The organism is Streptomyces sp. NPDC041784, from assembly GCF_055591025.1.
Genome location: NZ_JBVJAB010000007.1, coordinates 138,358 through 160,494, shown reverse-complemented (window position 1 = coordinate 160,494; position 22,137 = coordinate 138,358). Strand labels below are relative to the sequence as shown.

The following is a 22,137-nucleotide window of genomic DNA, read 5'->3' as shown; positions in this document are numbered from 1 at the left end:
CTGTCACCACGAGACAGGAAGGTGCTGTTCGGTCCAGATGACCTTGCCCGCAGGTGTGTAGCGGGTGCCCCAGCGGTCGGCGAACTGGGCGACGAGGTAGAGTCCGTGACCGCCCTCGTCCATGCTGGCGGCTCGTCGCACATGAGGGGCCACGCTGCTGCCGTCGGACACTTCGCAGATGAGGCTGCGGTCGCGGATCAGGCGCACGCCGATGTGGCCGGTCGTGTACCGGATGGCGTTGGTCACCAGTTCGCTGAGGATCAGTTCGAGGGTGAACGCCTCCTCGTCCAGGCCCCACTCGTGCAGCAGCCGAGTGGCCGATGCGCGCACGTCGGCGACGGCGGCGGGGTCGGAGGGGACGTCCCAGAAGGCGGTGCGGTCGTCGCCGAGCAGCAGGGTGCGGGCGACCAGCAGGGCCACGTCGTCGGACGGCGCCGTCGGCAGCAGGGCGTCCATCGCGGCCTGGCACGTCTGTTCCGGCGTGCGCCCGGCATGGGCGACGACTCGGCGCAGCAGGTCGATCCCCTCGTCGATGTCGCGCTGCCGATCCTCCACGAGACCGTCGGTGTACAGCACGATGCTGCTGTTCTCGGGCAGGGAGATCTCCGCCCTCTCGTAGGGCAGCCCGCCCAGCCCCAGCGGCGGGCCGGCGGGTACCCCGGCCAGTTCGGCGTGGCCGTCCGGATACACGAGGAGCGGCTCCAGGTGGCCGGCCCTGGCCATGCTGCACCGGCGCAGGACCGGGTCGTAGATCGCGTAGACGCAGGTGGCGCCGGTGACGGTGAGGGCCTCCCCGCTGTCGTCGAGGTCCTGGTCGATGCGGCTGACGAGCTCGTCGAGGCACCAGAGCAGCTCGTCGGGCGGCAGGTCGAGCGCGGAGAAGTTGTGGACGGCGGTGCGCAACTGCCCCATGGTGGCGGCCGCGCGCAGGCCATGCCCCACGACATCGCCCACGACGAGGGCGACGCGGGCGCCGGGCAGGGGTATGACGTCGAACCAGTCGCCGCCGACCCCGCCGAGCCCCGCCTCCGCCGGCAGGTAGCGGTGAGCCACCTCGACCGCGCTCTGCTCGGGAAGCGCGTGCGGCAGCAGGCTGCGTTGCAGCGCGACCGCCATGGTGTGCTCGCGGGTGAAGCGGCGGGCGTTGTCGATGCTCACCGCAGCGCGGGCGACCAGTTCCTCCTTCCGCCACCGAGAGATCTTCCGGTGTGAAGGGCTCGGGCTCCTTCGAACGCCAGAACGTCACCACGCCGAGGCTCACACCGCGCGCCCGGATCGGAGCCGCGATCATGGAGTGGATGCCGTAGGACACCAGCCTGCGCGCCGGGTCGGGGTCCTGTACCTGCCAGCCGGAGAAGGCCGCCATGTCGGCCTCCAGCACCAGCTTCCCGGACCCGATGCCGGAGGCCTGCGGCGTGGAGGGGACGAAATGGATCAGCGTGCCGGGCGGATACAGCGGGGTGTCCTCCCGAACGCCGCTCAGGGCGACGCGACGCAGTTCCGCCAGGCTCAGCAGGTTCGGTTCCTCACCGCGCAGGACGGCGTCGGCCAGGTCGACGGTGACGTAGTCGGCGAACCGCGGGACGGCGAACTCGGTGAGTTCCTCGGCCGTGCGCGTCACGTCGAGGGTGGTGCCGATCCGCATTCCGGCGTCGTACAGCAGTTTGAGCCGTTCCTGCACGCTCTCGACGCGCCCCACGAGCGCGCTGAGTTCCGTGGTGTCACGCAGTGTGGCGACGGTGCCTCCCGGTCCGGGCTGCTGCGCCATGGGACGGTGGCTGATGGCCAGCAGCCGGTCACCGACCTTGATCACCTGGTCCGTGCTCGCCGTGGTTGACAGCAGAAGCTCCTCGGTGCGCCGATCGAGCCCCAGACCGGTCACCGGCCGGCCCTCCGCGTCGGCCTTGAGCAGGAGCAGGCGCCGCGCCTCGTCGTTGGCCAGGAGGAGACCGCCCTGGGCGTCGATGACGAGAACCCCCTCCCGCACCGTGTGCAGCACCGCGTCGTGGTGCTCGTACATGCGCGTCAACTGTGCCGGGCCGAGGCCGTGGGTCTGACGCCGCAGGCGCCTGCTGATCCAGGCGGTGCCCCCGATGGCGGCGGCGAGCGCCAGGCCGGCGGCCGCCAGTACGAGCGGCAGCTGCCGCTCGGCGGCGACGCCCACGGCCTTCACCGTGATGCCCGCGGCGACCAGCCCGATGATCTTTCCGTCGGCGGCGGTGACGGGAACGACGGCGCGCTCTTTGGTGGTGCACGCCCACGGCGGGCCGGACCTGGGCGCGGAATCCGATCCCGAACGCAGCATCGGCGACCTCGAACGCTGGTCCGTCATGGTGGACCAGGGTCATGCCTGGGCCGGTTCCTCCTATCGCCGGGGCGGCTACGGCACCAGAATGGCCGCCGCCGACACGGAGAGCGTGCGCCGGCTGTTCGTCGAGGAATTCCGCGAGCCGAAGCGGACGTACCTCCACGGGCAGGCGTGGGGCGGCGACGTCGCCGCGAAGGTCCTCGAGATCTACGGCGCCGGGAAGCACGGGCCGTACGACGGCGCGCTGCTCACCCACGGTGTGCTCGGCGGCGGTTCCCGCGGCTACGACTACCGGGTGGACCTGCGCGTGGTCTACCAGTACTACTGCCAGAACCACCCGCGCCCGTCCGAGGTTCAGTACCCGCTGTGGATGGGGCTGCGCGAGGACTCGACCATGACGACGGCCGGGCTGCGCGCCCGGCTCCAGGAGTGCACCGGGTTCTCGTCGCCGCCCGAGCAGCGCACCGCGCTGCAGCAGCGCAACCTCGACGACATCCTCGCCGTCACCAAGATCCCGGAGCGGACCCTGGAGTCGCACCTGAGGTTCGCCACCTTCACGTTCCAGGACATCGTGCACCACCGCCTGGGCGGGCGGAATCCGTTCTCCGACGAGGGCGTGGTCCACTCCGGATCCCACGACGACGCCGCCCTCAACGCCGGAGTCGAACGCTTCTCGGCCGACCCCACCGCCGTACGCGACCTGTCCTTCGACAGCGACCTCACCGGCAAGGTCTCGATCCCCGTCCTCACCCTCCACGCGATCGACGACCCGACAGCGTTCGTCGAGCACGAGGCGGCCTACCGGGCCGCCCTGCGCGGCGCCGGGCGGGACAGGCACCTCGTGCAGACCTTCGCCGACGAGCACGAGCACGAGCACAGTGGACTGAGCACGGCCTAGTACGCCAACTCGATCACGGCGCTGGACGCCTGGGTCCGCGGCGGGAAGAAGCCCACAGCGGCGTCGATCGCGGCGTCCTGCCCCGCCTTCGACGCCACGTACGGCACCGGCTGCCACTACGAGCCGACCTTCGTACCCGGGTCGTACGCCTCGCGTGTCAACCCGCGCCCCGGCGGCCTGGCCTGGCCTGCGCTGACCGCGGAACAGGAGAGGGAGTGGAGCCGGGTGCCGGGGGGCATCGCCCCCTGAGCCGCCCGGTCCCTCACCCGTCCCTCATCATCTGGCCCCTCACCCGTCCCTCATCCGGTCCCGCGGAGGAAGGTGGCGAGGCCGTCGAGGAAGCGGTCCACGTCACCGGCGGTGTTGTACGGCGCCAGGCCCACCCGCAGGGCGGGATCCTGAAGCTTCAGCGCGGCGAACGGCTCGTACGCGTAGAACGATCCGGCGGGTGCGAGCACGTTCCGCGCGGCGAGATGGACCTGGGCCTCGCGTGCGTCGCGGCCTTCCAGGGTCATCAGCAGCGTCGGGGTGCGGTCCGGGGCCTTCGAGTGCACGGTGACGGCGTCGCCGAGGCTCCGCAGCCCCTCCTCCAGGCTCGCGCGCAGCGTCAGTTCGTGCTCGTGCAGGGAGTCCAGGGACCGTGTCAGCCGTTCCCTGCGCGAGGTCGCCGTACCCGGATCCATCGCGGCCAGGAAGTCGACGGCGGCGGTGGCCCCCGCCAGGATCTCGTAGGGCAGCGTGCCGAGCTCGAAGCGTTCGGGCACGCTGTCGGGCGAGGGCAGGAGCTTGTCCGGGCGGAGGGTTTCGAGGAGTTCGGGCGCCGCGGCGAGCACCCCGCAGTGCGGTCCGAGGAACTTGTACGGCGAGCAGACGAACAGGTCGGCTCCCAGGGCGGGTACGTCCACGAGGTGGTGCGCGGCGTAGTGGACGCCGTCCACGTACACCAGGGCGCCGACGTCGTGGGCCCGGTCGGCGATCCGGCGCACGGGCGGCTCGGTGCCGAGCACGTTGGAGGCCGCCGTGACGGCGACGAGCCGGGTCCGGGGTGAGAGGGCCCGCTCGTACGAGTCGAGGTCCAGCTCCGTCGTCGCCGCGTCGATCTCGATCCAGCGGACCGTCACGCCGGCGCGCTCGGCCGCCTGGATCCACGGGCGGACGTTGGAGTCGTGGTCCAGCCGGCTGACGACGATCTCGTCGCCCGCGTTCCAGTCCTTGGCCAGGTGGCGCGAGAAGTCGTAGGTGAGCTGGGTGGCGCTGCGCCCGTGGACGACGCCGTTCGCGGGCATGTGGAGCAGGTCGGCGTAGGCGGCGCGGAAGTCCGCGACGGCGCGCGCGGCGTTCAGCTCGGACGCGCTGACGGTTCCCCGGTTGGAGAGGGGGCCGGTCAGCGTCGTGGCGATGGCGTCGGCGACGGGGCGCGGAGTCTGCGTTCCGCCCGGCCCGTCGAAGAAGGCGAGGCCGCTGTCGAGGGAGGGGAAGTGGGCCCGGAGGGCGGGGAGGTCGAAGGCCATGGCCTCGGCTTTCTGTCGGTCGGGTCTCTCGGGCGTGACCGGGTGCGGGATGTCTAGACTCTGGCATCGGCCTCGCGACACGTAAAGCGATGGATCCCGAAGAGAAAGTTCATGATCCATGAAGTCCGGTCAATGAAGGCCGATCCATGGAGGCCGATCCATGGAGGCCGATCCATGAAGCCCCAGCCCGACCTGAAGCTCCTGGCCACCTTCCTGGCCGTGGTGCGCCAGGGCTCGATGGCCGAGGCCGCGGCGGTGCTCGGCTATGTGCCCTCGGCGGTGTCGCAGCACATCGCCGGTCTGGAACGCGACATGGGCATCGAACTCATCGTGCGCCGCCCCGGCAGCCGTCTGATCCTCACCGCGGCCGGCCGCGCCCTCGCACAGGCGGCCGAGACGCTCTTCGACGCGACGGCGCGGTTCCAGGACACCGCCGACGGCATCGCGAACCGTGAGATCGCCGAACTGCGCGTCGGGACCTACCCGAGCGCGATGAGCCACCTGTTGCCGGAGGCCCTGTCCACGCTCAGGGCCCGGCGGCTGGGCCCCCGGATCCGCCTCATCGACGTGGAGACGCACGAGGGGCTGCCGCGGGTGAAGTCGGGAGACATGGATCTGCTCGTTGCCTACCGCTACCTGCCCGAGGATCCGCCGGGCCCGTCCGAGGCGTGGACCGTCACCGCCCTGGGGCGCGAACCGCTGGTCCTGGTCACCGGCGCCGAACCGGGACGCCGGCGCCCGGTGGAGCTCGCCGAGTGCCTGGAACGGGAGTGGGTCTCGGGCCACGCGCACAACGCCGACCGGCGCCTGTTGCAGCGCTGGGCCGGAGAACTCGGGATCGCGCCCCGGGTGACGCTGGAGACCGAGGATCTGCACAGCATGCTCGCGATGATCCGGGCCGGCCTCGCCGTGGGCCTGATCCCGGCCACGCTCCTCGGCCCGGGACTCGACGGGTCCGGCGTCGAGAGGGTGGTCCTGCCGCCCGGGGCCGCACCGCTGTACCGGGAGATCCTCGCCGTGAGCAGACCCGGCGCCCGCGCCCCGATCATCGACGAGCTGGTCACGCTCCTGGCCGACGCGCTGGAGAGGGTCCGGCCGTAGCGTCGGCACCGCGTGCAGCCCCCACGACCGGCCACCCGGCCACCCGTCAGCCCGTCAGCCCGTCAGCCCGTCAGTCAGTCAGCCCGTCAGTCAGTCGGTGGCGTCGGATCGGAGGACCAGGTCGAGGAGGCCCGGAAAGCGGGCGTCGAACTCCTCGCGGCGCAGGCGGTTGAGCCGCTTGGGTCCCTCGTCGCGCTGTTCGACGAGCCCGGCGCCCCGCAGGACGGTGAAGTGGTGGCTCTTGGCGGCCCTGCCGACGGGCACGTCGAAGTTGCTGCAGCTCAGCGTCCAGTCGGGATGCCGGGCGAGTTCGCTGACCAGCTTGATGCGCACGGGATCGGCGAGCGCGGACAGCGCGGTGAGGAGGGCCACCTCGTCGGGGTGCGTGTGCACCGGCGCCGTGCGGTGGCCGGCACCGCTTCCGGTCTGTTCCGCCATCCCTCTGCCTCCTCCATGGTGACGCTTCACGCTTGCCGAGTGTTCGATGGCCATCATACAGTCGCAGTGTTCGATCCCTGTTGAACACTCACGAAGGTGGTCTTGCGTATGCGTGCGGTCGAGTTCCAGGAGTACGGCGGTCCCGAGGTGCTGCGGATCGTGCGGGCCGAGGTGCCCGAGCCGGGCCCCGGTCAGGTGACGATCGACGCGGCCTGGGCGGGAGTGAACTTCGCGGACATCAAGGCGCGCGCCGACGGTTACCGGGTGACCTCGCTGCCCTACCGCCCCGGCCTGGAGATCTCCGGACGGGTCCGGGCAGTCGGCGAGGGCGTCGAGGGGCTGCGGGCGGGGCAGGAGGTCGCCGCGCTCGTCGACGGCGGTGGCTACGCCGAGGTGGTGCTCGCCGAGGCCGCGACCGTCTTCCCGCTCCCGGCGGGCCTGGACCTGCGGACCGCCGCCACGCTGCCCACCGTGCTGCCGACCGCGCACGCCCTCGTCCATGAGGTGGGGCGGCTGCGGGCCGGGGATAGCGTGCTGGTGCACGGTGCGGCGGGAGGCATCGGAACGGTGGCCGGGCAGCTCGCCCGGGCGGCGGGCGCCGGCGCGGTCTACGGCACGGTCTCCACGCGCGCCAAGGCCGAGTACGCCCTCAAGCACGGCTACAACGAGGTGTTCCTCGCCGACGCCTTCGCCGAGGACGTCCGCCGCGCCACCGCGGGCCGGGGTGTCGACCTGGTGCTCGACCCGGTGGGCGGCGACACGCTGCGCCTGGGCCTGGACGCGCTGGCGGTCTTCGGGCGTCTGGTGTCCTTCGGCAACGCCGGCGGCGCCGAGCCCTGGCAGGTCGGACAGCCCGAGCTGTACCCGCGGGGCCGCTCCGTCGCCGGCTTCTCCGTGCTGGCGCTCGCCCAGACCGCGCCCGACGCGCTGCGCGCCCTGACCGAACGCGCCCTGCTCACGGTCGCCGAGGGCACGGTGACGCTTCCCGTCACCGCGGAATTCCCCCTGGCCGACGCCGCCGGGGCCCACACGCTCATGGGCGGCCGCACGTCGACGGGCAAGCTCCTGCTGCGCGTCACCGGCTGATCGTCTGATCCTGGAAGTCCCGCTCCACTTCGTCCACTCGGGCCCACCACCGGACTCCAACGTCCTGGCCCGGCTGCTGATCGGGATCCTCGCCCTCGGCTGCGTCCTGGTCTTCGCCGCCGGATTCCGTGGTCTGGTCGGGACGGTGGCCCCGGTGGCCCCGGAGGCCGAGAGGGCGGGCACGCTCGCCTTCGCGCATCCGCACACACGGCCTCGTGGGCACCGAGCGTATTGCTACTCCAGTAGCTCTCACGGGGTGCGGTAGCTTGCCGACGCCGCCTGGAATCACCAACTGCCGCGCAGCAGAGCAACCGGAGAGTCGCCCATGCCCCGAGAGGCGCCGTATCTTGCCGTCGCCGACACGCTGCGCGCGCGGATTCTCGCGGGACAGTGGGACATCGGGGAGCGCCTGCCGTCCCGCGCGCGGCTGGCCGAGGCATACGGGGTCGGACGCAACGTCGTCCAGAGGGCCATGGACCGCTTGATCATCGAGGGCCTCCTCGAAGGACGCGCGGGCTCGGGCACCTACGTCCGCCTGCCACGCGAGCGCCTCCGGATGGTCCGCTCCAGGCACCGCGAACGCCGGGGCTCCCCCACCCTCGCGGGAATGCGGGAACGGGGCAGGGCCGGCGCCTGGGATTCCCACAGCCAGGTGCGGGTCCCCGCCCCCGAGGCGATCGCCGAGCGGCTCGCCATCCGCCCCGGAGACCTCTGTGTCCACACGCACTACGAGTTCCTGGCCGACGGGCAACCCGTCCAGCTCTCCGAATCCTGGGAGCCGATGGCCATCACGGGCGGAACGCCCGTCATGCTGCCCGAGAAGGGTCTCCTCGCGGGAAAGGGCGTGGTCGTGCGGATGCGGTCCATCGGCGTGGTCGTCGAGACCGTGGTCGAGCTGCCGCGTCCGGCACGCGCCGACCAGGCGCAGGCGAACCTTCTCGGAATCAGCGTCGGGGACCTCGTGCTCCGGATCGAGCGGACCATCCACGACGACGGCGGACGTCCGGTGGAGACCGCCGACATCGTCATTCCGGACGCGCGTAGGGAAGTGGTCTACGAGTTCGGGGTCGACCGTCCGTAGCCGTTCCCCGTTCCCCGTTCCCCGTTGAAGTCAGCGGGGCGGAATTTCCCTACCGACCACAGGTGATCCGCATGCTCAGATCTTCCCGGCTCGGACTCTTACGCGAACCGGACTTCGCGCGCCTGTTCGCCGCCACCGCACTCGGCCAGCTGGGCGACCGCGTCATCTTTCTGGCCTTGCCCCTGGTCGCCATCGTGGCCTTGCATGCCGACGAGTTCCAGGTCGGACTGCTGACCGCCATGACCACGGCAGGCTCACTCCTGGTCGGACTTCCGGCGGGCGCGTGGGTGGACCGTATGCGGAAGCGATCGGTGATGATCAGCACCGATCTCGCGAGGGCGCTGGTCCTCCTGACGATACCGATGGCGTGGTGGGCGGACCTTCTCACCATCCGGTGGCTCTACGCCGTCGGATTGCTCCATGGCGTGCTGACCGTCTTCTTCGATGTCGCGTACGTCAGCTGTCTGCCGCACCTGGTGGGACGCGGCAATCTCGTGGAGGGCAACGCGAAACTCTCGGCCGTGCGCTCCGCGACCGGCGTCAGCGGGCCGGCGGTGGCAGGACCGCTGGTCGGCTGGCTCGGAGCCCCCGCGACGCTTTTGGTCAGCTCGTTCGGGATGGCCATGTCGGGACTGCTCGCGCTCGGTATCCGCGCCCGCGAACGGATTCCGGAGCCGGGTGAACGCAAGCGACTGGGGCGCGACATCAAGGAGGGCTTGACGTTCGTTCTCGGGCACGCCGGCCTGCGCGCGATCATCCTGAGCGACGCGCTGTTCAACCTCTTCCTGGTCATGTACCAAACCATGCTGCTGGTCTTCCTGGAGAGGAGTATCGGCCTCGGTTCCTTCGGTATCGGCCTCGTTCTGTCGGGCATGGGCTGCGGTGCTCTGCTGGGCGCATTGTCGGCGACGAGGATCTCGCATCGGGTCGGACAGGGCCGGGTCATCTGGCTCGCGCCCTGTGTCACGTGTCCGCTGACCGCCCTGATGCCGTTGTCACGACCGGGCTGGAGCGTGTGTGCGGCCGCGGTCGGACTCGCGTCTCTTTCGCTGGGCGGGGTCGTCCGCGTCGTGGCTCAGTCGAGCTTCCAGCAGGCCCTCACGCCGGATCGACTCCTCGGCCGCATGAGCGCGACGGCCCGGTTCGTGTCCTGGGGCGGCATTCCTCTGGGCGGACTTCTGGGCGGAGTCTCGGGCTCTGTGTTCGGAGCGACAGCCACTTTGTGGATCGGTGCGGCCGGGATGACGCTGAGCGTCATCCCGAACCTCCTGTCACCGCTGCGAACGGAGTTCAGTCGTGCGCGGTCGGGCAGTTCAGGCCGGTGAGGTCGACGGCGTCGGCCATCGCCTGCATGCCCTTGTCGTTGGGGTGCAGGTGGTCGCCGCCGTCGAAGACCGGCAGGATGCGCTCGGGGTCGTAGGGGCTGCGCAGGATGCGGTCGAAGTCGGTGACGGCGTCGAACGCGCCGCTGTCCCGGATGAAGGCGTTGATGTCCCGGCGGACCGACTCGGCGGCCGGGTCCCACTCGGACCAGCCCTTGAACGGCGCCACCGTCGCGCCGACGACACACTTGCCGGCCGCGTGCACCCGGTCGATGATCTCCCGGTATCCGGAGATCATGTCCTGGGCGGTCACGCCGGAGTGGGCCTTGATGTCGTTGACGCCCTCGAAGAGGAACACGGTCCGCACGCCCGGTTGGGACAGCACGTCCCTGTCCAGTCGGTTCAGGGCGCTCTGTCCGGCGCCGTCCGCCAGGACCTTGTTGCCGGAGATCCCCTCGTTCGCCACCCCCTTCACCGTCGTGAGGGAGGACTTCTCGAGCCGACGGGCCAGATAGTCGGGCCACCGGCGATTGAGGTCCGAGGAGGACTGCCAGCCGTCCGTGATGGAGTCGCCCAGCGTCGCCACCGCGCCGATCGTCGCGGACGTACGGACACTGACGGCGTCGAGGTAGAACCAGGAGCCGGTGGTGTCCTTCCAAGTCGTGGCGCCCTCCTCGCCGGTGTGATCGCCCCGCGTCACGTACGACGTCTGCATGGCCATGCCGTGGCCGGTCGCCGGGCCCGCCGCGTCCGGCGAGTGGATGCTGATCAGCAGGTCGCTCGCGGCGGCCAGCCGGCCCGGCAGCGGGTCGCTGTAGGCGGTGGCCCCGGCGGGGACGGTGACGGAGCGCGCGCCGTCGAAGGTCAGCCGCCGGTTGCTGCCCCGGACCAGTTCGGCGCCCTGCTTCCGCAGGCCCGCGTACACGCTGTCGAAGGTCACCGGCCGGTCCCCGAACGCGTTGGAGAGCCGGATGCGCAGATTGTCCCCGCCCACACTGGTGTGGACCGCGAGCCGGTAGCCGCGGTCGGCGACGGCCTCGCCCAGGCGGTCGGCGCTCGCACCCCAGGTGACGACGTCGTGCCGCTGTTCCGTGGCCCCGGCGGCCGCGGGAACGGCCTGCACGGCCAGGGCCATGAACAGGGTGGCGGCCAGGAGCCGCGGTGCGGTCCGCCGGGCGCTCAGGGCGCTCACCGGGCGAGGTCCTTCAGCGTGACGGTGCCGCCGGGCTTGAGACCGACCGTGCGCGAGACATCGCCGTGGACCAGCCTCGTGGTGCGGCCACCGGTGCTCCGCAGCCGTACCTCGGTCGGCTTCCCCTTCCGCCACTCCAGGTCCACGACGAATCCGCCGCGCACGGGAAGACCGGTGACCGAGCCCGCCGCGGCCCACGCCTCGGGGAGCGCCGGCAGCAGTTCCACGTGGCCGGGACGGGAGTACACCAGCATCTCCGTCATCGCCGCCGGGGTACCGAAGTTGGCGTCGATCTGGAAGATGCCCCGGCCTTGCGACACCTCGTAGATGTCGAAGAGGTTGAACGCCGTGCCGTTGCTGCCGTTCACCGAGGGGCGGAGGTTGTTGACGACGAGCCGGTAGGCGTTCTCCGCGTTCTTCAGCCGAGCCCAGCACAGGCCGCGCCAGGCGTTCGCCCAGCCGAAGCTCTCCGTGCCGCGAGCGGTGAGCAGGGCGGTGACGCCGTCGAGGAGGTCGGCGGGGGTGGAGGCGTCGGGCCGGATGCGGTCGCCGGGGAAGAGGCCGACGAGCGGGGACAGGTGCCGGTGGGTGGTCTCCCCCAGGTTGTCGGGGGACATCCACTCCTGCAGCCAGCCCGTTGTAGGGCTCAGCTGCGGCAGGTAGAGCTTCTCGCGCAGGCGGGCGATGGTGTCGGCGTACCCGGTGTCCTTCTTCAGCTGCGCGGATGCGGCGCAGTAGTTGCCGAACAGGGCCCACACGAGTTCCTGGGCGTAGGTGATGCCCTTGGCGTCGAGCGGTCCGTGCTCGGGCGACCAGTCGCTGTCGGCGATAAGGACCTCCCGCGAGCCGCCCGGCAGGGTCGTGGTGAGGAGCCTCGCCTCCCAGAACTCGCAGGCGCCCTTGAGCAGCGGGTAGATCCGCTCCAGGTGGGCGCGGGACAGCGTGTACTCGTAGTGCTCGAAGAGCGTGTTGCACAGCCAGGCGTTGCCCGCGGGGTGCCACCACCAGCCGTTGCCGCCATGGGGGTTGGTGGAGATCGCGACGGTCCATCCGGCGTTCTTGCCACTGGAGTTGCGGTAGCGGTTGCGCGGGTCGTTGAACAGCCCGCGAGTGAGGGACGTCCAGGACGGGAGCTGGGCGAGGCAGTAGTCGGTGAGCGCGTCGAAGCACTGCGAGAGGCCCGCCCGGTCGGCCATCCAGTAGTTCATCTGGAGGTTGATGTCGGTGTGGTAGTCCCCCATCCAGTCCGGGTCGTTGCCGTCGAGCCACAGACCCTGGAGGTTCAGCGGGAGGCTGCCACGCGAACCGGCGATCATCAGGTACCGGCCGTACTGGAAGTAGGCGGCTTCCAGCTCGGGGTCGGGCGCTCCGCCGTGGGCGCGCGCCTTCAGTCGCTCCCAGGTGTCCAGGGCGCGTTGGGCCTGCGTGGACGTGCCGAGGGAGAGGTCGAACTGCCCGAACAGGGCCCCGTGGTCGGCGACATGGGTGCGCAGCAGGGTGTCCGCCGCGTGCGCGGCGGCGGCGCGCACCTTGGTGCGGGCCAGTTTCCCGGGGTCGAGGGACGGGTCGCGGTACCCGGTCCTGGCGTCGGGTGCGTAGTTGGTGCCGCCGCTCACCACCACGGTGAGGTCGGTGCAGCCGGTGAAGTCGATGCGCGTGCCGTTCACCGCGACCCGGCCGCCGGAGCCGTACGCCTTGACGGCCGCCCCGTAGCGCAGGCCGTTCGGGAAGGAGCCGGTGAACGATTCCGCCGTGGACGGGGTTTCGCCGTGCGTGCCGTCCAGGGTGACGGATCCGGTGTAGCGGCCGCGGCCGTTCTGCGTGAAGTGCAGCACGATCACGTCGTCGGGGCGGCTGGCGAAGATCTGCCGGCGGTAGGTCACTCCGGAGCGGACGTACGTCGTCGTCACCACGCCGCGCGCGAGGTCGAGGGTGCGGCGGTAGTCGTTGACGGCGGACAGATCGTGGTCGGGTATGTCGACGGTGAGCCGGCCGAGCAGGGTGAAGGAGCCGAAGTCCTCGCGGCCATAGGGAAATTGGCCGTCTGCGTCGAGCGTGTCGTTGAGGCCGCCGGTCCACATCGTGGCGTCGGTGACGAGGAGCAGTTCACGGCCGGGGTCGTTGCTCGCGAGGGCGCCGAGGCGGCCGTTCCCGAGGGGCAGGCCCTGCTCGATCATGGAGTGCTCGTCGGCGGGGGCCTGCCACCACAACAGATGGCGGGAGGTGCCGCCGTACTCGGGCGTGTCCGCGGGCCGCTGGGGCGCCGCGGAGGCGGTGAAGGCGGGCAGGCCGGCGAGGGCGGCGGTGACGGACGCGGTCGCGGCGAGGGAGAGAAGGGTGCGTCTGCTGGGATCGGCCGGGCGGGGGTTCATGGCGACTCCGGACGGGTGAGGGGGCCCGGCGGCGGGCCGGGCCCCACGGGTGATCAGGACGACTTCGGTACGTCGATCCGGTCGATGTCGGGGGCGTAGCCGGACCCGCTGTCGAGGGTGATGGTGTTGGCGCCGGCCTTCAGCGTCACGGGGACGTACACGCCGGCGGCGGTGCCCCAGTCGCCGGTGGAGGGGAACTTGTGGCGGGTGGTGCCACCTCCGTTGGCGGAGACGTCGACCGAGCGGGCGTCCCCGCTGACGTAGGAGACCTTGATCTGATAGGTGCCGGCCTTGGCGACGACGATGTCGTTGAAGCGCAGGGTGCCGCCGAGGTAGAGGTTGCCGACCTTCTTGTCGCCCGAGCAGGCGGAGCAGTCGGCGACGGACGCGTTGCCGCCGAGGGTGTTCCCGGCGGCCTCGGCCTCGTGGGCCGTCGTGGTGACGGCGGTGCCGCGCGGGGTGACGGTGAAGAGGCGGGAGCCGTGGGCGGGCAGGGCCTGGGTGACCTTGTTCTTGTACGTGCCGAGGTTCTCGTGGTTCCAGACGTCACGGACGCCGGCCTTGCCGGTGAAGCCGAGCGTGCCCCAGTCGGCGGTCACCGAGGCGGGCGCGTCGGCGAGGTTGAACAGGGCGACGGTGTAGGTGCCGTCGGGGTTCTTCGCCGCCCAGACCTGCTGGGGGTCGGAGGGTGTGACGGGGTGCGCGGGCGGGGTGTCGCCCTGGTTGATGGCGATGACCTCGCGGTTGGTCAGCAGGGACAGGCCGTAGGAGTCGAGGCGGGTGAGGTCGTCGCCGGTGTAGAGCGGGGACTTGGCGATGGCCCACAGGGTGGCGTAGCTCTGCCGCTCGGCCTTGGTGAGGCCGTCCATCTCGCCGTTTCCGACGTCGAGGGAGTCGAGGTCGTTCCATCCGCCGGGGCCGGCGTGCCGGGTCCAGGCCGGGGCGTCGTCCCAGCGGTCGTCGACGGAGTTCTCCCAGCTGACCAGGGTGTTGCAGTAGCACTCGACGTCGGTGTCGATGCGCCAGCCGTTGGAGTACGCCTTCCAGTCGGCGGCGTGGCCGATGTCGAGGGACCAGGAGAGTTCGAGGTGGACGGGGCGGCCGGTGGCGGCGATCGCCTTGTTCCAGGCGGCCACGTCGGCAACGTTGTCGTACTGGTCGCCGCTCTTGCCGGAGCCCGGTCCGACGCCGTCGAGCTTGAGGAAGTCGTAGCCCCAGTCGGCGATCAGCCGCGCCTGGGAGTCGATGTACTTCTGGGTGCAGGGCCGGGTGAAGTCGAGCTTGTAGGAGCTGCCCCAGCCGTTGGTGGTGCGCAGGTCGCCGTACACGATGTCGGCGGTGGTGCAGCCGTCCGCGTTCCAGATCGGCGACTTCCCGTCGTTGTACGCCTCCTTCTGCAGGCCGGCGGGCAGGTAGATGCCGGCCTTGAGGCCCTTGGCGTGGATGCGGTCGGCGACGGACTTCATGCCGTGGGGGAAGCGGACCGGGTCGGCCTTCTGGCGCGCGTACTGGTCGAAGTCCGGCTTCCACGTCTTGTCCATCCACCAGCCGGCGTCGATGTTGACATATTCGTAGCCGTACTTCTTGAGCTTGGCGGCCAGGGCGTCCGTCTGCTTGAGGACGTTCGCCTCGGTCAGGTAGCTGTAGTCGCCGTCCGGGTTCAGGCCGGGGTACTTGGACGACTGCATGCTCCAGCTCGACCAGCCCATGTAGGGCTTGGCGGCGATCGCGGCGGCCGCGGGTCCGGCGGTGTCCGCCGCCGGGGTGGTGGTGGCCGCGTGTGCCGCGGGGACCGTCGTCATGAGGCCCGCGGCGAGGGCCAGGACGACCGTCGCTCTCAGGGCGCGAGCGGGCGGGGCGGGGTACGAGGATGACCGCATGGGTCGTACCTCCCGGGATTCGGTGGGTGAGGGCGATCGGGGGCGGCTCAGCCCTTGCCGGAGCCGATGGTGAGTCCGCTGATGAACTGCCGCTGGAGCGCGAAGTAGACCAGCAGTGTGGGGATCGCGGTCATCAGGGCGCCGGCCGCGATCAGATTGGGGTTGGTGAAGTACTGGCCCTGGAGGTTGGCCAGCGCGGAGGTGACGGGACGCTTGTCGCCGGTCTCGATCAGGGTGAGGGGCCAGAAGAAGTCGTTGTAGATCCAGATCGACTCCAGCGTGGCCAGGGCGGCGAAGGCCGGGCGGCACAGCGGGAGGATGATCTGGAAGAACTGCCGCCACACCTGCGCGCCGTCGACGACCGCGGCCTCGGAGATCTCCTTGGGGATCGTCTTCATGTAGTTGCTGAGGACGAAGGTGCAGAAGCCGCACTGGTAGGCAATGTGGATGGCGATGATGCCCCAGGCCGAGTTGTACAGCAGGAACGAGTCGCTCATCCAGCCCGGCAGCGGGACCAGCAGGTACAGCCGGTACAGCGGGGTGATCAGGACCTGGGCGGGCAGCAGATTGCCCGCGGTGAACAGCATCAGCAGGGCGAGGTTGAAGCGGAAGTCGAAGCGGGAGACGTAGAAGGCGACGGCCGCGGAGAACAGCAGGGTGCCCAGGACCGCGGGGACGGTGATCAGCACCGAGTTGAGGAAGAAGTGCGGCATGCCGGACTGGGTCCAGGCGTCGGTGAAGTTGTCCGTCCCGATGCTGTGCGGCCAGGAGAAGTAGCCGTGCCGTGCGGTGTCGCCGTAGGGCCGCAGTGAGGTGTAGACGGCCCACAGCAGCGGGACGAGCCAGAGCAGGGAGACGCCCGCGAGGAAGAGGTGCAGGCCGATGGCGCGCGGCGGTCGGGACGGGCCGTCGGGCGGGGGCCGGTGGGCCGGGCGCGGGCGGGACGGCGGCCGGACGGCGGTCGTGGTCACCGCGCCTCCTTGCGGAAGGTCTGGACGAGGAACGTGCCGATGGCGGCCAGGGAGACCAGGAGGAGGACGACGGCGAGCGCGGATCCGTAGCCGATGTGGCTGGACTCGCCGATGATGTTGTCGGTGATCAGCAGGGAGAGGAGTTCCATGCCCGGCTTGCTGCCGACGCCGCCGCCCAGGACGTAGACGATGTCGAAGGCGCGCAGCGACTCCATGACGGTCACGACGAGGATGATGATGTTGACCGGTTTCAGGGCCGGGAAGACGACCCGCAGGAAGGTCTGGCGGCCGCTCGCCCCGTCGAGCGCCGCGGCCTCCTTCAGGGCCGGGTCGAAGCCCTTGAGGCCGGCCAGGTAGAGGATCATGATGTAGCCGGTGTGGCGCCAGCCGGACGCGATCAGCACGGCCCACAGGTTGAGGTCGGGGTCGCCGAGCCAGTCGATGTGGTGGGCCGAACCGGCGGCCTGGAGGGCGCTGTCGAGCAGGCCGGTGTCGGGGCTGTAGATGATCTCCCAGATGAAGCCGACGACGGCGAGGGAGAGCACCATCGGCAGGAAGATCGCGGTCTGGTAGATCCTGGTGAAGCGGATCTTCTTGTCGAGCTGGTAGGCGAGGAGGATGCCGAACGGCGTGGGCAGCAGGGCGGTGAACAGCAGCCAGATCAGGTTGTTCCGCACCGCGGGCCAGAAGGGCGGGTAGTTGGTGAGGATCTCGGTGTAGTTGTCGAGGCCGGTCCATTGGATGTCGCCGAGGTCGATGCCGTCCCAGGTGGTGAAGGACAGGGCGATCGAGGTGAGCGCGGGGAGCCAGACGAGGACGAGGAGCGCCAGGAGCGGCAGGCCGATGAACGCCGTCAGGAAGATGCGGTCGCCGGTGCTCAGGCGTCCGGCGCGGTGCGGTGCGGAGGGTTCGAGGGACACGGGGAGGCCTTTCCGGTCCTGGTCAGGCCGAGAAGAAGCGTGCGCGCTGCGACTCGATCCGCTTCAGGGTCGCCGTCCCGTCGTCGGGGTGGCCGAGCCATTGGGTGAGGCCCGGCAGGACGACGGTGGAGATGAAGCCGGGGTCGCTGTCGCGGTCCGCGAACTGGCTGATGTGCCGGGCGGAGCCGATGAGTTCGGCGGATTTCTTCTGCAGGGCGTTGTAGGAGCTGGTGGCCGCCTGCTCGTTGACGGCGAGGTTGCTGGGGTCGACGCCCATGTACAGCTCTTCGGCCCGGGCGCCGCCGAGGAACTCCAGGAATTTCTTGGCGCTGTCCTCGTTCTTGGGCCTGCGGCTGAGCATGAACCCGTCGGTGGGCGCCTCCACGGCGTCCTGCCCGTGGGTCGCGTCGATCTCCGGGAAGGGGAAGAAGTCGAGGTCGGCGCGTATCTTCTCGTCGGTGATCTGCTGGCCGAGGAAGAGGCCGATGACGGCCATGCCGGACTTCTTGTCGAGCAGCGACTGGGCGGCGTCCTGCCAGGAGCGGCCGCCGGCGCCGGTCTGGTGGTAGGGGGTCACCTCGCGCCAGAGGTCGAGGACGCGGGCCGTGCGCCGGTCGGTCCAGGAGACCTCGCCGCGCATCAACTGCATATGGAAGTCGTAGCCGTTGGCGCGCAGGTCGAGGTAGTCGAAGGCACCGAGGACGGACCAGCTGTCGCCGCCGCCGTAGCCGGAGGCGATCGGGGACAGGCCGTCCTTCTTCATCCGCTTGGCCAGGGCGGTGAACTCGTCCCAGGTGGTGGGAACTTGGTAGCCGCGCTCCTGGAAGAGGCTCTTCCGGAAGAAGACCGCCCACGGGTAGTTGTAGAGCGGGACGAAGTAGTACGTGCCGTCCTCGCCGCGCGAGAGCTGCCGGGTGGCGTCGCCGAAGCCCCCACCGATCTTCTCCCACACGTCGTCGAGCGGGGCGCACAGGCCCTTCTTGGCGAAGTACTGCATGCGGTAGCCCGCGAACCAGGTGAAGACGTCGTCCGGGGTGCCCTGGAGGTAGCTGGTGATGCTCTTCTGGAAGGTGTCGTGGTCGACGGTGTTGGTCTTCACCTTCAGACCGGACCTCTCGGTGAAGCTCTTGGTCACGGCCGCGTAGGCGGACTTGGGGGTGGCGTCGGCGCCGTTGGAGCCGAAGGTGACCGTCTTCGGGTCGGCCGCGGCTCCCCCGCCGCAGGCGGTGAGGACCGGTGCGGCCAGGGCGGCCGCCCCGGCTCCGAAGAGACCACCGACGACGGTGCGACGGCCGGGCCCGCGCGCGGCCAGGGGGATGCGGCTCTGCTGCGTCATTCCTGCTCCTCGTGCGTGGTCATTCAGGTCTGATGCGTGCAAGTTCGGGTTGGACGGGTGCTGGTTCAGGTCCGATGGGTGCAAGTTCGGGTTCGACGGGTGCTGGTTCAGGTCCGCTGGGTGCAAGTTCGGGTTCGACGGGTGCTGGTTCAGGTCCGATACGTGCCGGTTCAGGGGTCTGATCTGATGAAGGACTGGATGGCGGTCGCGGCGGCCCCGCGGGCCCACTCCTCGAACGGCAGCGGGCGGGTGCGGAGGTCGCACCGGGCGGCGGAGCCGAACGCGGTGGCGGTGAACGCGTCGCGGATCTGTTCGGCGAACAGGTCGTAGGCGGCCAGGCCCTCGCCGGAGATGATCACGCGTTCGGGGCCGAGCAGGTTGACCACGGTGGCGATGCCGCGGCCGATCGCCTCGCCCGCCTCCGCGTAGGCCTGGCGGGCCGCGGCGTTGCCCTGGTGGGCGAGGTCGACGGCTTCGCCGCTGTCGGCCACCTCGATGCCGGTCGCCGCGCGGATCCGGGCCAGGATGGCCGCGTCCGCCGCGATGGCCTCGACGCAACCCCGGTTGCCGCAGTGGCAGAAGGGTCCGGCCGGGTCGACCGGGACGTGGCCGATCTCGCCGGCCACGCCGTGGGCTCCGGCGACCACTCGGCCGTGCACCACCAGGCCGCACCCGATTCCGGCGCCGACCGTCACGACGGCGAAGTCGGACAGCCCCACGCCGTCGCCGAACCACTGCTCCGCGACCGTCAGCGCCCGTACGTCGTTGTCGACGGTGACCGGCAACCCGGTGGTCGTGGCGGCCAGTTCGGCGAGCGGGACGTCGCGCCACTCCAGGAACGGCGAGTAGCGCACGGTGCCCTCCGTCCGGTCGACCTCTCCGGCGACGGCGATCCCGAGGCCCTGCACGCGCACTCCGAAGTCGTCCGCCTCGGTGAGCAGTTCGTGGGTCAGCTCGGCGGTGGCCGTGAGCACTTCCTTGGGGGTGCGCCGGGCCAGCGGTACCCGGCGGGCGACGCGGATGCGGCAGCACAGATCGGTGAGCACGCCGATGATCTCGTCGCCGGTGACCTTGATCCCGACGAACAGCGCCCGCCCCCCGTCGACCCGCACCAGGTTGGCGGGCCGCCCGAGCGCGGGGCGCGCCTCCTGGTCCGTGTCCTCCACCAGGTATCCGGCCTCGATCAGCGGACGGACGGCCTTCGTGACGGCGGCCGCGGACAGTCCGGCCCGGCGGGCCACGTCGAGGCGGGTGAGGGGGCCGTGGGACAGGACCGTGGTGAAGATCTGCGAGGCGGCCGGAGTGTGCGCCGGGAACTCCTCGGCGTGGTGGGTCGAGGGCATGGCCGGGAACCTATGCGCCTTATTTTCCGCTGTCAATGAATGAAACAGGATTCGCTTGATGGCTGGTCAGAAAGTCGTGATGATGCATAAACACAAGACAGACATGGGTACTTGACGCACAATCAAAGGGGCCCGCTTGACCCGCCCCGCCGACCAATCGACAGCTCGCAACCTTCTCCGCCATCGACTCCAGATCCAATTGGTCTACACCCTTGACTGGTACAGACCAAAGCGGGACCGTGGCTCCACACCCCCCACTGCGGCCGCCCGGACGCCGCGGCTGGCCCCGTCGGCGCGTGCGCACGAGGGCCCCGCCCTGCCTCCGGTGCGGCCTGCCACCGCAAGGAGCTGATTCCGTGTCGAAACGCCGCCTCTCCGCGTTCCTGGCCGCCGTCGCGGTCGCAACCGCCACACCGGTGCTGCTGCCGGCCGCAGGCGCTTCCGCCGCGGCCTGTTCGAGCTACCCGAGCTGGACGGCCGGCAGGTCCTACGTCACCGGCGACATCGTGCGGTACACCGACGGCAAGGCCTACATCGCCGAGCACGACAATCCGGGCTACGACCCCACCATCAGCACCTGGTACTGGGAGCCGTACGCCTGCGACAGCGGCCCCACGAACCCCTCCGGGTTCGTCGTCAGCGAGGCGCAGTTCAACCAGATGTTCCCGAACCGGAATTCCTTCTACACCTACAGCGGCCTCAAGGCCGCCCTGAGCGCCTACCCGGGCTTCGCCAACACCGGCAGCGACACCGTGAAGAAGCAGGAGGCCGCCGCCTTCCTCGCCAACGTCAGCCACGAGACAGGCGGGCTGGTCCACGTGGTGGAACAGAACACCGCCAACTACCCGCACTACTGCGACTGGAGCCAGCCCTACGGCTGCCCGGCCGGCCAGGCCGCCTACTACGGCCGCGGCCCCATCCAGCTCAGCTGGAACTTCAACTACAAGGCAGCGGGCGACGCGCTCGGCCTCGATCTGCTCAACAACCCCAACCTCGTGCAGACCAACGCCTCGGTCGCCTGGAAGACCGCGCTCTGGTACTGGAACACGCAGTCGGGCCCCGGCACGATGACGCCCCACAACGCGATGGTCAATGGCGCCGGATTCGGCCAAACGATCCGCAGCATCAACGGCTCCCTGGAGTGCGACGGCAAGAACCCCGCGCAGGTGCAGAGTCGGGTGAGCGCCTATCAGCGGTTCGTCCAGATCCTGGGCACCTCGGCAGGCGCCAACCTCTACTGCTGAACAAAGCCGCTGCCACGAAGGTGGCGTGCGCCCGGTTCCGTCCGGCGACGATGGAAGACCCGGACGGGCCGGGACGGCGCCCCCGCGCCCCCGCACACAGACACGTGACCGTGCGGATCAGTCCGTGCGCGGCCGCGGCGGCGGGGTCATGGCCCAGCGGATGGTCCTCGTGACTACGTGGCCGGCGGGGCGTACGGCGATGTCCTCGACGACGGGGACGCGGGGCAGCCAGAGCATGCCCCGGGCCCAGGGCGGGAGCAGCGCGACGGCGTTCGCGGCCAGCGCGCCGTAGAACGGCCGTGCCGCGAGCGGCAGCGGAGGCTGAAACAGCAGGAACCGCGCGGCGGCGCGGGCCTCGGAGGTGGCCCGCAGCTCGGGGCGGTAGGCGGCGAGGCGCCGAGACAGGTCCCGGCGGTCGCGGGGCGGGTCGACCACACCGAGGGCCTCGGCGACCCGGGCGGTGTCGGCCACGTAGGCGTCGTAGCCGGCGGCGTCGAGCCGGTGGGCACCGTAGCGCTGGTGGGCCCGCAGGAAGCTCTCCGTCTCGGCCGCATGCACCCAGCCGAGCAGGTGCGGGTCCCCCGCGTGGTACGCCAGACCCTCGGCCGTTCTCCCGCGGATCCGCTCGTGGATGCCGCGGACGTGGTCGACCGCCCGCTGGGCGTCCTCGGCCGTGCCGTAGGTCGTCACGGCCAGGAAGGTGCTGGTGCGTTGCAGCCGGCCCCACGGGTCGCCGCGGTAGCCGGAGTGCGCGGCGACGGCCGCCATGGCGAGCGGGTGCAGGGACTGCAGCAGCAGGGCGCTGATCCCGCCGATGAACATCGAGGCGTCGCCGTGAACCGTCCGGATGGGGCGCTCGGGGCCGAACCAGCGCGGGCCCGGAGTGCCGTGGATACGGGCGCGGATCTCCGACCCGTCCGGGCCCGCCACCCGATGGAACAGGGTCCGGCCCAGGTGCTCGCGGACATCGGTCAGCATCGTCGCCTCCGTACTCGCCCCTTCTTTCAGTGTCCGGCATGCCCGGCGTGTTCCGGGCATGGCTCTGAAGGGCCGGGCATGCCGGATGCCACCGGGCATGCCGGATGCCGCCGGGGATGTCGAAGGCCGTCGGGCATGTCGAAGGCACGCGCTCCC

15 protein-coding genes and 2 pseudogenes are annotated in these 22,137 nt (G+C 70.6%); 6 read left to right on the top strand and 11 right to left on the bottom strand.

Features of this window, described 5'->3' with window-relative positions:
- Positions 1-3 precede the first annotated feature (3 nt).
- Positions 4-2,239, bottom strand: a pseudogene (locus ACZ6D7_RS17285) (ATP-binding SpoIIE family protein phosphatase); the annotation flags it as partial.
- Here ACZ6D7_RS17285 and ACZ6D7_RS17280 point away from each other — a divergent pair.
- Positions 2,178-3,455 (top strand): annotated as a pseudogene (locus tag ACZ6D7_RS17280) (hypothetical protein). The pseudogenes ACZ6D7_RS17285 and ACZ6D7_RS17280 overlap by 62 nt on opposite strands.
- 50 nt (positions 3,456-3,505) lie before the next feature.
- On the opposite strand, the gene ACZ6D7_RS17275 reads toward ACZ6D7_RS17280, so the two are convergent.
- Positions 3,506-4,717 carry a cysteine desulfurase-like protein gene (locus ACZ6D7_RS17275; protein ID WP_469491112.1) on the bottom strand — a complete coding sequence of 404 codons (1,212 nt, stop codon included), beginning with the start codon at positions 4,715-4,717 and terminating at the stop codon, positions 3,506-3,508.
- Between the two features lie 174 nt (positions 4,718-4,891).
- Here ACZ6D7_RS17275 and ACZ6D7_RS17270 point away from each other — a divergent pair, with 174 nt between their 5' ends.
- Positions 4,892-5,818, top strand: a complete 927-nt coding sequence (locus tag ACZ6D7_RS17270) for a LysR family transcriptional regulator (RefSeq protein WP_469491111.1) — start codon at positions 4,892-4,894, stop codon at positions 5,816-5,818.
- A gap of 90 nt (positions 5,819-5,908) precedes the next feature.
- Here ACZ6D7_RS17270 and ACZ6D7_RS17265 read toward each other — a convergent pair whose 3' ends face one another.
- Positions 5,909-6,256: an ArsR/SmtB family transcription factor gene (locus ACZ6D7_RS17265; RefSeq protein WP_469491109.1), complete on the bottom strand. Its 348-nt coding sequence runs from the start codon at positions 6,254-6,256 to the stop codon at positions 5,909-5,911.
- A 108-nt stretch (positions 6,257-6,364) separates the two neighbouring features.
- On the opposite strand from ACZ6D7_RS17265, the gene ACZ6D7_RS17260 reads away from it, so the two are divergent.
- The 3 genes from ACZ6D7_RS17260 to ACZ6D7_RS17250 all read left to right on the top strand — a co-directional run bounded on the left by ACZ6D7_RS17260 (position 6,365) and on the right by ACZ6D7_RS17250 (position 9,748).
- Positions 6,365-7,342 (top strand): quinone oxidoreductase family protein, encoded by a 978-nt coding sequence (locus ACZ6D7_RS17260; protein ID WP_469491107.1) that lies wholly within the window; start codon positions 6,365-6,367, stop codon positions 7,340-7,342.
- 325 nt (positions 7,343-7,667) lie between these two features.
- A complete protein-coding gene (locus ACZ6D7_RS17255; RefSeq protein ID WP_469491105.1) occupies positions 7,668-8,423 on the top strand; it encodes a GntR family transcriptional regulator in 756 nt (251 codons plus the stop codon).
- 71 nt (positions 8,424-8,494) lie between these two features.
- Positions 8,495-9,748, top strand: coding sequence for an MFS transporter (locus ACZ6D7_RS17250; RefSeq protein WP_469491550.1), 1,254 nt, complete (start codon positions 8,495-8,497; stop codon positions 9,746-9,748).
- Here the strand turns inward: ACZ6D7_RS17250 and ACZ6D7_RS17245 are convergent.
- The 7 genes from ACZ6D7_RS17245 to ACZ6D7_RS17215 all read right to left on the bottom strand — a co-directional run bounded on the left by ACZ6D7_RS17245 (position 9,714) and on the right by ACZ6D7_RS17215 (position 19,759).
- Positions 9,714-10,928, bottom strand: coding sequence for an SGNH/GDSL hydrolase family protein (locus tag ACZ6D7_RS17245; protein ID WP_469491548.1), 1,215 nt, complete (start codon positions 10,926-10,928; stop codon positions 9,714-9,716). The two genes, ACZ6D7_RS17250 and ACZ6D7_RS17245, sit on opposite strands and share 35 nt — an antisense overlap.
- A gap of 5 nt (positions 10,929-10,933) precedes the next feature.
- Positions 10,934-13,309: a glycosyl hydrolase family 95 catalytic domain-containing protein gene (locus ACZ6D7_RS17240; protein ID WP_469491103.1), complete on the bottom strand. Its 2,376-nt coding sequence runs from the start codon at positions 13,307-13,309 to the stop codon at positions 10,934-10,936.
- Between the two features lie 53 nt (positions 13,310-13,362).
- Entirely contained in the window at positions 13,363-15,189 is a 1,827-nt protein-coding gene (locus tag ACZ6D7_RS17235) for an alpha-galactosidase D (RefSeq protein WP_469491100.1), read from the bottom strand.
- A 47-nt stretch (positions 15,190-15,236) separates the two neighbouring features.
- The gene (locus ACZ6D7_RS17230; protein ID WP_469491098.1) at positions 15,237-16,160 is read right to left on the bottom strand and encodes a carbohydrate ABC transporter permease; all 924 of its coding nucleotides are present in this window, start codon (positions 16,158-16,160) and stop codon (positions 15,237-15,239) included.
- Positions 16,157-17,080, bottom strand: a complete 924-nt coding sequence (locus tag ACZ6D7_RS17225) for a carbohydrate ABC transporter permease (RefSeq protein WP_469491097.1) — start codon at positions 17,078-17,080, stop codon at positions 16,157-16,159. The genes ACZ6D7_RS17230 and ACZ6D7_RS17225 overlap by 4 nt, the downstream gene beginning before the upstream one ends.
- A gap of 22 nt (positions 17,081-17,102) precedes the next feature.
- On the bottom strand, positions 17,103-18,416 hold the full coding sequence (locus ACZ6D7_RS17220) for an ABC transporter substrate-binding protein (RefSeq protein ID WP_469491095.1): 1,314 nt from the start codon (positions 18,414-18,416) through the stop codon (positions 17,103-17,105).
- A 170-nt stretch (positions 18,417-18,586) separates the two neighbouring features.
- Entirely contained in the window at positions 18,587-19,759 is a 1,173-nt protein-coding gene (locus ACZ6D7_RS17215) for an ROK family transcriptional regulator (RefSeq protein ID WP_469491093.1), read from the bottom strand.
- Between the two features lie 356 nt (positions 19,760-20,115).
- On the opposite strand from ACZ6D7_RS17215, the gene ACZ6D7_RS17210 reads away from it, so the two are divergent.
- Positions 20,116-21,003, top strand: a complete 888-nt coding sequence (locus ACZ6D7_RS17210; protein ID WP_469491090.1) for a glycoside hydrolase family 19 protein — start codon at positions 20,116-20,118, stop codon at positions 21,001-21,003.
- Between the two features lie 117 nt (positions 21,004-21,120).
- Here ACZ6D7_RS17210 and ACZ6D7_RS17205 read toward each other — a convergent pair whose 3' ends face one another.
- On the bottom strand, positions 21,121-21,981 hold the full coding sequence (locus ACZ6D7_RS17205) for an oxygenase MpaB family protein (protein WP_469491089.1): 861 nt from the start codon (positions 21,979-21,981) through the stop codon (positions 21,121-21,123).
- Positions 21,982-22,137 lie beyond the last annotated feature (156 nt).

Coding starts and splice junctions, on each gene's coding strand:
- ACZ6D7_RS17260 (WP_469491107.1), top strand. CDS start 6,365: ATGCGTGCGGTCGAGTTCCAGGAGTACGGCGGTCCCGAGGTGCTGCGG.
- ACZ6D7_RS17275 (WP_469491112.1), bottom strand. CDS start 4,717: ATGGCCTTCGACCTCCCCGCCCTCCGGGCCCACTTCCCCTCCCTCGAC.
- ACZ6D7_RS17255 (WP_469491105.1), top strand. CDS start 7,668: ATGCCCCGAGAGGCGCCGTATCTTGCCGTCGCCGACACGCTGCGCGCG.
- ACZ6D7_RS17205 (WP_469491089.1), bottom strand. CDS start 21,981: ATGCTGACCGATGTCCGCGAGCACCTGGGCCGGACCCTGTTCCATCGG.
- ACZ6D7_RS17215 (WP_469491093.1), bottom strand. CDS start 19,759: ATGCCCTCGACCCACCACGCCGAGGAGTTCCCGGCGCACACTCCGGCC.
- ACZ6D7_RS17250 (WP_469491550.1), top strand. CDS start 8,495: ATGCTCAGATCTTCCCGGCTCGGACTCTTACGCGAACCGGACTTCGCG.
- ACZ6D7_RS17265 (WP_469491109.1), bottom strand. CDS start 6,256: ATGGCGGAACAGACCGGAAGCGGTGCCGGCCACCGCACGGCGCCGGTG.
- ACZ6D7_RS17235 (WP_469491100.1), bottom strand. CDS start 15,189: ATGCGGTCATCCTCGTACCCCGCCCCGCCCGCTCGCGCCCTGAGAGCG.
- ACZ6D7_RS17240 (WP_469491103.1), bottom strand. CDS start 13,309: ATGAACCCCCGCCCGGCCGATCCCAGCAGACGCACCCTTCTCTCCCTC.
- ACZ6D7_RS17220 (WP_469491095.1), bottom strand. CDS start 18,416: ATGACGCAGCAGAGCCGCATCCCCCTGGCCGCGCGCGGGCCCGGCCGT.
- ACZ6D7_RS17270 (WP_469491111.1), top strand. CDS start 4,892: ATGAAGCCCCAGCCCGACCTGAAGCTCCTGGCCACCTTCCTGGCCGTG.